Annotated in this window: 11 protein-coding genes; 9 read left to right on the top strand and 2 right to left on the bottom strand. The window is 37.5% G+C overall.

Going from position 1 to position 10882, the window contains the following annotated elements:
* Positions 1-59: 59 nt before the first annotated feature.
* Both M9899_09485 and M9899_09480 read right to left on the bottom strand, forming a co-directional pair.
* Positions 60-719, bottom strand: a complete 660-nt coding sequence (locus tag M9899_09485) for an SAM-dependent methyltransferase (GenBank protein ID MCO5114392.1) — start codon at positions 717-719, stop codon at positions 60-62.
* Complete coding sequence (locus M9899_09480) at positions 716-1447, bottom strand: HAD family hydrolase (protein MCO5114391.1); 732 nt, start codon at positions 1445-1447, stop codon at positions 716-718. Before M9899_09480 ends, M9899_09485 begins: the two co-directional genes overlap by 4 nt.
* A gap of 178 nt (positions 1448-1625) precedes the next feature.
* Here M9899_09480 and M9899_09475 point away from each other — a divergent pair, with 178 nt between their 5' ends.
* From M9899_09475 to M9899_09435, 9 genes are all read left to right on the top strand, one after another.
* Positions 1626-2210, top strand: coding sequence for a PilZ domain-containing protein (locus M9899_09475; GenBank protein ID MCO5114390.1), 585 nt, complete (start codon positions 1626-1628; stop codon positions 2208-2210).
* A gap of 286 nt (positions 2211-2496) precedes the next feature.
* A complete protein-coding gene (locus tag M9899_09470; protein ID MCO5114389.1) occupies positions 2497-3153 on the top strand; it encodes a MotA/TolQ/ExbB proton channel family protein in 657 nt (218 codons plus the stop codon).
* Positions 3154-3218: 65 nt separating this feature from the next.
* Entirely contained in the window at positions 3219-3785 is a 567-nt protein-coding gene (locus M9899_09465) for a biopolymer transporter ExbD (GenBank protein ID MCO5114388.1), read from the top strand.
* Positions 3782-4291: a biopolymer transporter ExbD gene (locus tag M9899_09460; protein ID MCO5114387.1), complete on the top strand. Its 510-nt coding sequence runs from the start codon at positions 3782-3784 to the stop codon at positions 4289-4291. Before M9899_09465 ends, M9899_09460 begins: the two co-directional genes overlap by 4 nt.
* Before the next feature lie 3 nt (positions 4292-4294).
* Positions 4295-7231 (top strand): tetratricopeptide repeat protein, encoded by a 2937-nt coding sequence (locus M9899_09455; protein ID MCO5114386.1) that lies wholly within the window; start codon positions 4295-4297, stop codon positions 7229-7231.
* Positions 7231-8301, top strand: a complete 1071-nt coding sequence (locus M9899_09450; protein ID MCO5114385.1) for a tetratricopeptide repeat protein — start codon at positions 7231-7233, stop codon at positions 8299-8301. The genes M9899_09455 and M9899_09450 overlap by 1 nt, the downstream gene beginning before the upstream one ends.
* Entirely contained in the window at positions 8298-8537 is a 240-nt protein-coding gene (locus M9899_09445) for a hypothetical protein (GenBank protein ID MCO5114384.1), read from the top strand. The genes M9899_09450 and M9899_09445 overlap by 4 nt, the downstream gene beginning before the upstream one ends.
* Before the next feature lie 5 nt (positions 8538-8542).
* Positions 8543-10057, top strand: a complete 1515-nt coding sequence (locus M9899_09440) for an AgmX/PglI C-terminal domain-containing protein (GenBank protein MCO5114383.1) — start codon at positions 8543-8545, stop codon at positions 10055-10057.
* A 60-nt stretch (positions 10058-10117) separates the two neighbouring features.
* On the top strand, positions 10118-10870 hold the full coding sequence (locus M9899_09435) for an outer membrane beta-barrel domain-containing protein (GenBank protein ID MCO5114382.1): 753 nt from the start codon (positions 10118-10120) through the stop codon (positions 10868-10870).
* Positions 10871-10882 lie beyond the last annotated feature (12 nt).

Here is a 10882-nt window from a genome sequence, read left to right as displayed (position 1 = left end):
AAGCCGAACTCGCATTTCGACCATATATAAAGATAAAGAGACAAGAAATGAAACCCGACCTACTCCAGGCCGACGATGAAAGGGGCTTTTTGGGCTTTGACTTTTTTGCGGATGTCTTTGATGGGGCCCTTGTAGAACTCTTGGTTTTCGGCTGTGAGATTTATGCCTAGATAGATTTTTTTGTTGGGACAAAGCTGTTCGAGTTGTTCTAGTGTGGCGTGCAGTCGGTATGGGGCTTCGAGGAAGCAGTGTGGGTGAGTGGCTTTGGCTAGGGTTTTGAAAAAATCTGTTCTTTCATTGGTTTCTCTTGGAGGGAAACCTTTGAAAGTGAATTCTTTCCACTGGGTGCCTAACATACTTAAGAAGGCCATAAGGCTGCTCGCACCTGGGATGGTTGTGACTTTGATGTTTGATTTATAGCAAAGATCAATCAGGTCTGCGCCTGGGTCACAGAATCCTGGGGTGCCACAGTCTGAGATCAGTGCGACATCATGGGTGTGGCAGACTTCGAGAAGCTCTTTAAGGTCTTCGCTTTTAGAGTGTTCGTTCAGAAGTAAAATGGTTTTGTCTTGTGGGGAAATGTCCCAAGATTTGAGCTGGGCACGGCAAGTTTTGGCTTCTTCGCCAATGATATATTGGCAATTTTTAAGTATCTGAATCCCTCTTAGAGTCATATCATCGGGATGGGCAATGGGTGTAGCTATCACATACAAACTCATAAGTCTTCTTTCAGTCGATAATCAGGTTGAATGATTTTAATTTTTGGATTGATTTCAGCGCGACCTGAGTGAGTACTGGCAATGCAAATAGGAATGACTTTGTCTTCTGAAAAATGTGTCACGACCTCATTTAAAATGATAGGTTCGTTTTCAAAAAAATAGATGGCGTCAAAATCTAGAGCTAATTTTTTAAGTTCTTCAAGTTTATATTCATGATCCAACATTTCTTTGTTGGGTTTTAAAATAAGTTTATTGTGATAGGGATCGGTGGGAAAGCCGCTCTGGCTCAGTTGTTCCAGTGTTTCGTTTCCCATTCTTTGAACATCACGACCTGTGAGATAAAAAGTGGGTGCATGCTTACTTAACTGATTTACAAAATTCACCGCACCTGGGTACTCTTCATCGTGATGTAAAAATTTTCCAGAAAAGAAAAATTGATTCCAATGTTTTTTGATACTTTTTAGAAGTTCCATATCGGGATTTAAAAGGTTTAGCCTAAGTAAAGGTGTTTTAATGCCCCAGTCTGTGTAGTGATGGGTCACAGACATAAGTGTGGATTGCAGTGCGGGAGTCAGATTCTGGGCGTTAGACTGGGCATAGTCCTTAATGATTTCGATATTTCTTGGACTGACATTATAGAGGGTCGAGTCGATATCAAAAACAAATAAAACTGAATTTTTAGATTCAGAAATCGAAATAAGTTGCGTTAAAAATGCAATTTGCTCCACAAAAGTCCTCAAGTGTCTCGTTATAGTACATGATTTTTAAACGATCAATGGGCTAGGTAACAGTCTGTTCTTAAAATGAGATAAATCTCACCTTTTTGCTAATATTTTGCTGAAATTGCCCTTAGGGCATAAATTCTAGAGACTTATCGACCGAAGAGCACTCAGAGAGGGAAATGCTATGACTTCGGAAAATTCTGATACTACGTGGTTTATACTGAAAGACAACAGAAGGTTGGGACCATTTGGTTATTTTGAAGTCATTAGAATGATTCAGGATAATAAAGTTCATTCATTTGATTTTATCAGAAGATCTTCTGATAAAACATGGAGCCAAGTTGCAGATGTATCCGAATTTCAACAGCACAGTATTAAATCTTTAGATGATCCAGATATTAAATTTGATACGCCTCTGTACAGCCGCAGACGTTATGAAAGACATGAACTGAACTCAAGAGTATTTTTAAACCACCAAAATTTAAGTTTGTGGGCTAATGCCATTGAAATTGGTCAGGGTGGAATGGGTATTGATACGGTGTATGCTTTGCTTGACGTTGGGCATTCATTTCAAATTCATCTTAAATATGACCAAAGTCTAAACTTAAATGCATTAGTCAAAGTGGTCAGTAAAAGAAGTTGGAAAAATCCTTTAGACAATACCTTTAGTTTTAGATATGGACTTAAGTTTATTAAATTAGATCCAAAGTCTAAAATTACATTGAATCAAATTTTAGATGTGTTTAAGCAAAACAAAGAAGCAGCCTAGACTTATATAATATAGATATAAGGCCTTAATCTAGATAAAAATCAAAAATAATTTGAATCTTAAAAGCTCAGTGAACCTGAGCTTTTTTATTGTCGTTTATTTGAGTGAAATGTGTAGATTATGAAAAATCTAATATTGGGACTGAATCTTATTGGAAGTGACCAAGTTTTGGTGAGCTAAAAAATATTTAAACAAGCCGTTAAATAATCAGACAACTCGACCGAAGTTACTCTTAGAAAAGTATAGGAAAGTATTCCATCATTTAACTTTGTAGGAGGAGTCAACAATGGAAGGTTTAATGAAGTTTATCGTAGATAGTGGTATCTTCGGTTACGTAATTATCGTAGTAGGTGTAATGTCACTTGGTGTAATCATTGAAAGAGTAAAATCTTTATATTTTGGATACAGCCTAAAGACAGAAGGTTTTATGTCACAACTTAATAGTTTGCTTTTGGCAGACAAGATTGAGGAGTCTGTGACGTTCTGTGATGCAAATAAAGAAAAGCCAGTTGCACACTTGATCAAATCTATTCTTGAAAGAGCAGATAGAGATGAAGAGTCAATGAAGAAGTCTTTTGAAATTGCATTCACACAGATTGTACCCAAAGTCACAAAAAGATTAGGTACTCTAGGTATGTTAGCAAACATTGCTCCATTGTTAGGACTATTAGGAACAATTCAAGGTCTAATTATGGCTTTCGCAGCTGTGAGCCAAGCAGACCCTTCACAAAAGCAAGCGCTTCTTGCAGAAGGTATTTCTGTTGCGATGAACACAACAGCAATGGGTTTAACAGTAGCGATTCCAGTTTTATTTGTACACTCAATTTTATCAGCTAAGAAAGATCAAATTTTAACTGATTGTGCTGAGAACGGTACAAGAGTTTTAGATATTTTAACTAGTAGAGTTTATAGAGAAGAATCTAATAACTCTAAAGCAGCTTAAGATTTATAGCGCAAGTTTTGTGTTGAATTAAAAACTTAAGATGAACGTTTACGTGGAGATTTAAAGTGAACAAGATATACGAAATGATGTTTGAAGAGCAAGAAGTCCAAAATGCAGACTTAACGTCTTTCTTGGGACTTATGACGGTCTTGGTGCCATTGTTGCTGTTGACAGCGTCGTTTGTAACCATTCTTAGTGTGGGAGCTAAAGTGCCTGTACTGGGAGAGGTAAGAACTGCCATTGACAAACAAACAGAAAAAAATAAACAAGAAAAAGTCGCTTTACATCTTGCCATGTCAAAAGACAATACAGTGTTAATTCAACTTAAACGCGGCAAGAATGTCGTAAGTAATGCTAGGGTTCCTGCATCTTTGGAGCAAAACTTAGATGTAGAGCAAATACAAAAAGAGCTGATCAAAATTAAAAAAGTTCACCCTGATGTTTTTCAAGCAAGGCTAAATCCTACAGAGCAAGTTAAGTATGAAAATATTGTAGCCCTTATGGATATCATGCGAGTGGCTCCTTCAACAGAAGAGTTCCCAGTGACAGATATTGATTCGGGGCAAGTTTATAAAACTAACGTTATGTTTGATGACATCACATTTGGTAATATTATGGGAGATGATCTATGAGTGTGGTTAAAGCGCTGTTAAAACAGTCACAGTCAAGTAAACTTACAAAAATCAACATCACTCCATTGATTGATGCAATGACGATTCTTGTAGTGTTTCTGTTAAAATCTATGGATTCGTCTGCCATTAAATTGCCACCAGAAGAGTTAAGACTTCCTGCTTCAGCAACAGGTGCAGATCCTAAAGAGGCTTTATTGGTTCAGGTTTCGCCAAAATATATTATCGTTAATGATAAAGTGGTGGCAGAACTTGTAGATGGTAAACTTAAAGCATCTGATGTGGCGAAAACGGATTTATATTTGATTCCAGCTCTGGAAAAAGAACTTATGGCTGAAGCTGAAAAAAGTAAACTAATTGAGAAAGAAACAAATGCTCTGATTAAATTTACTGGAACGATGTTTGTTCAAGCGGATAAGAGTCTAGATTATGCAACCTTAAAAAGAGTTTTATATACGTCCTCTGTTGCTGGATACGGGGACTTGCAATTGGCAACGATTGGAGAATAGTTTATGAAAAAGATACTATATAGCTTATTAAGTTTAGGTATTCTATCAAACGTTGCTTTTGCTCAAGCAGATCAAAAGCAAAATCAACAACAGGTTGAAGAGCTAAGAACGGAAGCTTTTGCTGCTGGAACAGAGCAAAAAGCTGTGAATCAGTTAAAACTACTTTTGAATAAATACAAAGGTTCTTCTACTGAGCCTGCGCTTTTGTTTAGATTGGCTGAGTTATACATGAGCCAATCTCGCTCAGCACGTGTATTTGAAATGTATCGTGAAGATAACAAAGACAGTGTAGAGGCTATGAGTTTTCTGCCTCAATCCGTAACTAGTCAAAGAGAAAAGAAACTTATTAAAGATGCTATTAAAGTGTACGAAGATATTGAAAAAAAGTATCCTAAGTTTGAACAGTTGGATATGGTAATTTTCAATAACGGTTTTGCTTATTTGCAAGTTGATGATAAACAAGGTGCTGAAGCGGCTTTTATGCGCCTTTTGAAAAACAAAAGGCTTAAAGATTCGCCCGTCATGGCGGATGCTCTTTTGGCACTTGGAGAAATTGCTTTCCAAGCACATATTTTTGGAAAAGCGTTAGCTTTTTACGAACTTATTGAACAGTATCCCGATAATAAAGTTTATCCTTATGCTTTATACAAATCATCTTGGTGTAAATACAACTTGCAAGATCCATCAGGTGCGCTTTTAACTATGGAAAAAGTGGTCGCTATTGGTCATGATGTAGAGGCTAAGGGCTTAGATTCTAAGCTGGATTTACGCCGTGAATCTTTAAATGATATGACTTTATTTTTTAGTGAATCAAAGCCCTCAAATGAAGGCTTAGAGTATTTTAAACGTCAGGCTAAGAAAATTGATCCTGCGTTATATATTGAAAAACTATCAAGAATCTATAATGGACATGGTAAACTTAAAGATGAAGAGTTGATTTTGTCAGGATTGATATCTGGATTTAGTTCTAATCCTAGATTGCCTATTTATCATAAACGTTTATCAGAAAACTCAGATGCACAGAACAATATTGCAAAAGCTGTTGAAAACCTAAAAGCCTTTGATAAAACGTGTGATATTGTTTTGGCTAAAACGAAAATGCCTGAAGCACCAAAATTAGAAGATCCAGAAATCGAGGAGTGTGCTGAGGATGTGGATAGATACTCTCTAAGAGTAGCCAAAAATTGGTTGAAATCAGCAGAAAAGATGAACAAAAAAGTTTATGAAGCAGCTGCAGAAGAAGCTCTTCGTGTAAACCTTAGAGATCAAAAGGCTACCGATGAGAACAGTGCTGCAAGATATATCTTTGCTGATCTTTTATTTAAAAGTGATAAATTCAAAGAAGCCAGCGAGCAGTATGAGTTAGTGGGTGGATCTGTTAAGGACGAAACTAAAGCTCATGACTCTAGATATGCGGCTATTGTATCTCATGATAAAGCTGTGAAAAATAACTGGGATGATCCATCTGAAAAACGTTTAAAGAATTTGGTTGATACATATTTAACTAAACATCCAAATGGAAAATACTTTTTAGATGTGTCTTTCAAAGTGGGATTATTTGATTATCAAAAGAAAAACTTTGCTGATGCTGAACCAAGATTCTATCAGTTAGGTAAAAGATTCTATGATAAAGATAAAGGTAAAAAAGCTCAGGATTTATACTTAGATATTTTAAACTCTAAGAAAGACTTCGTAGCTTTACAAAAAGGTGCTTTAGAGTGGAAATCTTTAGAGACTGACGATAAGAGAAAGAAAGACTTACAAGTTATTTTTGAACAAGCTTATTTCTCTCATACCCAAGTGTTAGTAAAAGAAGAAAAGTATGATGAAGCAATTACTCTATACAGACAATTTGCTTTAAATTACTCGGATTCTGATCTTGCGGACGAAGCTCAATGGAACGTTGTAGATCTATACTTTAAAAAAGGCGATTCACCTGGAGCAGCATCTGCTTATGTGGACTTTTATCAAAAGTTCCCAAAACATGAAAGAGCTATTGAAGGTTTAGTTCGCGCGGCAGATTTATATGAACAGATGAGTATGCCAGATCGTGCTTTAGAAGTGACTAAGATCCTTGCTAGAGTGGATAAGAAAAACTTTGAAAGTTGGGTCTTACTGTCTGGTGACTTTTTGGCAGCTTCTGGCAAATACTATGAAGCAATTCATCAGTACAGAGACATTTTTAGTAGATATACAAAATCTATGTCTTCACACGGACAACAAGCTATTGATCGAGTGATCTTCTTATCAGACCAACTGGGAACACAAAGTGAGTACTTGGACATCATGAAGCAGATGTCTGAAAGCCAAGTTGCAAACGTTTACTCTCCTGCAACTGCGGTGTACGCAGATGGTCTTAAGAAATTAGGCAGTGTTTATACTTTAATGCCATGGTTAAAAAACGCTCAAAATAAAAAATTACTTCCTGAAGATTTAGCAAAAATCAATTTGATCGCGGCTGAATTGCAAGAGGCTTCTTATCATGATTTCAAAATCAGTGATTATGATATGCAAGTTTTAACACGTGATATTGGTACTAAATCTAAGAAATTGGGTGATGTACAAGCTACATACCAAGCCGCAACCAATGGTGGTGATGCGTATACGACAGTGAATGCCTTAGTAGGGCTAGCAAATCTGTATCAAGGATTTGTGACTGGTATGAATGACATTCGTGGTCCAGCATCATTTAGTGACGAAGAAAGACAAGCTTTAAAAGATGAGCTTTCAAACGTCGCTTTCCCATTTGAAGAGAAAGCAGTAGAGACTGTAGATACAGCTCTAAAATTTGCTAAGAAATCAGATTTACGAGATGGCTCTGTTGGTCGTGTGCAAAAGATTCTTGATAGATTGAACATGAAAGAAAGAACGATCTCTTCTATTGATGAGTACCTTCCAGGTCCAGTTTATGTTTCAGCTCCAAAAGGTAGGGGGAAATAATGAAAGCACAGTTAAAAATAATAATTTTATTTGTAGCTTTAGCGGGTTTTATTAGCGGATGTGCGACCTCTGGTGGCGGAGCCAAAAAAACTACTGCAAGCAAAGATGCTAAAACAGAATCAGTAGCTGATATTGGTAAAAAAGAACTGGGTAATGACCTTGCAGCACGACTTGAGCGTTCAAAAGCTTATACTAATAAGAGCACGATCGTGAGTCGTATGAAAGGTGATACACCTGATGCAAGATGCAGATACTCTAGTACCAAAGAGGAAAAAGACAATTGGCAACAGCTATTAAAAGTAGGATACGCCTGTGCTTCTGACAAGAACTGGGCTATGGTCTACAAAATTGGACAAGAGATGTCTATCCATCATATTGATAGTCCATGGGGCTCTTACTTTTTATCTTTAGTTTCTGAAGAGGCAGGAGATTTACCAAGAGCTATTTGGATGGCGGGTCTAGCAAGTAGAAAGTCGCCAGATAATCCAGTGATTGAATTTCAAAAGGCAAGACTTTTATGGAAAACATCACAAAGAGATGCGGCTTTCCACGCGGCTAAAAAAGCCTATGAGTTAGATAATAATCTAGTAGAAGCTGCGTTCTTAATGGCGCAAGTTTATTTAAGTGACTATCAGTTTGATAAAGCAGAAGAGTACTTTTCTAAGGTATTGAAAGCCAATAGAAGAGTATTTACAGCAAATATTGGACTTGCAGAAAGTTTGGCTCAACAAGGTAAGTTTGATAAAGCCATTCCTTATTTTGAAGCGGCTTTAAAGTTAAAACAAGACAGAACTGATATTTCTTTACGAGTTGCAGATATTTATGAAACAAATCTTAAAGATTCAAGGCGTGCGCTGGCTTGGTATGAAAAGGTATTAGCAACATTCCCAGAGCATGTGATCTCAAAAGAAAAACAAGCAGTGCAAGCAAAACATGATGCAATTGTGAAAAAAATGGAAGAGGCAAAAAATCCAGCTCCTAAGGTGGCAAGTCCTCAAAAATCAAATAATGACAGAGCGCCCGCTTCTGAGGTTCAAGCAAGCCCAAGCGATGATGGAGGTGCACAATGAAAATGAAGTATATACTATTAATGTTAGTAATGCTTTTTTCAACAACAAGCTTTGCTAAAGACAAGTCAAAAAAGCCACAAAGAATCGATTTTGACGGCTTAGATGTCGATGGTGAAGTAAGGACCCCAGATGGGCAATATTTGCTGCAAAAAAGTGGTGTGGACTTTTTGCCTATCTATGAAGTTAAAGATGAAATGCAGAACGAGATAAGAAAGTCAGTGTTCTTCTTGAGGTAAATACTATGAGTAAAACAGAACTGAGAATAACGCATTCGAATGGCGGCAGAAATTTAGGACACTTTAGAGCCTTGTCCTCTGGTGATGTCATCACGATTGGTTCGTCAAAGAGTGCTAGAATACGTGTTAGAAGCTCAAGGGTTGATGATATACATGCCTCTATTGAAAATAGAAATGGGGTATGGACTATTGTAGACCTTGCAAGTACCCATGGAACTTGGATTGGTAAAGATCAAGTCAATGAATCAGCCATCAATGGTAAAGTGCAAATTACATTTGGTGATGATACACTTACGATCGAACCTTGTGTGGTTAAGCCGTATAATCTTTTCCGCGAGCAAAATAGACTGATCGGTGTGGCTTCACCAAATATGGTGGAAAGACAGCAGATCGTTGTTATGCGAGGTAACGGTGAAGTTGTAAGTACAACATTGACGGAAAAGAACAAGCCCATTGATTTTAAATTCAACAGGAAAAAGCACACGTTTACTCCAGCAACATCTTTAGATTGGATTGAGGATCAGGTTGGTGATCTTTGGATTAAGCGTCGTTTGGTACGAACAGAAATTTATGAAAATGAAAGACCCAAGAATATCTTAGGGTACTTCCCCAAAGATCTTGTGCGTCCTTTTGGATTGGCCTTAGCTATCACCTTGTTTGTATTTCTATCAGCGTGGTTGATGCCCAAAATTATGCCTAAAGATCCTGGTGCTTTGGACAGAAACAAATATACTAGAATGCTTATTGATCCAGAAGTGATTCAAAAGCAGCAAAAGAAAGCTGAGGAACTTAAAAAACAAACAGAAATTAAGAAAGCTGTAGAAGTCAAAAAACCAGAAACAACTAGAGTGGTCGAAAAGACCAAACAAGTGGTTGAGCCTGTCACGCCTGAAGCTAAAAAAGTAGTCAATACGATTAAAGAATCAGGCTTAACTGATAAGATCAGTAACGTAGTTGCGGCTGCTGCTGTGGACACCAATTCTTTGCTTGAAGGTGCGGGAAAAGGTGTGGGTAACTCTAGAAACCGAGCTTTTGCTTCAGAGGGTGTGGCAGTTAAAGGTGCAACATTATCTAAGAATGCAGGAGCCTATAACGTTTCAGGAATTACAACTAATGGTGTGGCTGGAGGTACGGCCGTATCTGGAAAACTAGGTGGGTTATCTGTCGGTGGTGTCGGAGCAGGTGGACTGGTTGATGCGATCGAAGAAGAAACCGAGATTTCAGGTGGTCTAGATCCTAATATCATTTCACAGGTTGTGAAGAACAACTTAGGTCGTGTTCGTTACTGTTATGAAAGACAGTTAGCGGCTGAGCCTGCATTGTACGGTAAAATTAAAATCGCATGGACTATTGCCGCAGATGGTACTGTTTCTACTCAAAAAGTAGAGCAAAGTACGATGGCCAATGCTATGGTCGAGGGATGTATTTTAAGACAAGTGGCTAAATGGACATTTCCTAGACCAGACGGTGGTGGTGATGTTGTTGTGGCTTATCCATTTTACTTTAAGGCTAATAAGTAAGTGGTATACTGGTGTAAGTGTATAAAAAAAGAAAATGGCTAGAATTAGAAAGGGGAACGTATGATCACAGCTAGATTTTTAACAACATTACTTTTAATTTTATCCTTGGGCGTAACTTCTTACGCACAAGATGAAGAAGCCGCAGCTCCTGCTGAGGCTGCTGAATCTGCTCCAGAAAAAGTAGATATGCAAGACTTAGAAAAAAAATATTGGGCACCAAGTGACCAAGGCTACACTGTAGTTCAAGACAGAACTTACAGTAAAGCAGGTCGTTTTGGGGTATCAGTCTTTGCAGGCCCTGTGTTGATGTATGACTGGTTTGATGGATTTAACTTTGGTATTTCAGGATCTTACCACTTTAACGACCGTTGGGGTTTGGAAGTTCAATTCCAATCTTTTTCTCTAGATGTAAACGATGCCGTAGTTAAAGTGAGTACTTTGGGTGGTGCGATCAATAGAGGTAAAATTACTAACTATTTGGGTGTATCAGGACGTTGGGTTCCTTTTTATTCAAAAATGAGCTTTTTGGGTCAAGGAATTGTATATTTTGACATGTCTTTTGGCGGAAGCTTGGGACTGGTTCAATATGAACAAGAGATTGTTTCTGGTAATAACGATATGAATTCAGTTGCAGTGGGTTTTGATATTTCACAAACATTTTATATCACACCAAGTTTATCTATCAGAGCTGACTATGCTATGAAGTTTTTTAACGAAGAAATTGTAAATTACAACCCTGCATTTCCAGGAAAAGAAGAAGATAAGTTATCTTCATTTACAACATTTAATTTAGGATTAACATACCTATTCTAAGTGAACGTTTTT

Source organism: Pseudobdellovibrionaceae bacterium, assembly GCA_023954155.1.
Taxonomy (GTDB): Bacteria; Bdellovibrionota; Bdellovibrionia; order Bdellovibrionales; family UBA1609; genus JAMLIO01.
The sequence above is the reverse complement of the archived record's forward strand: the minus strand, read 5'-3'. Positions and strand labels throughout refer to the sequence as shown.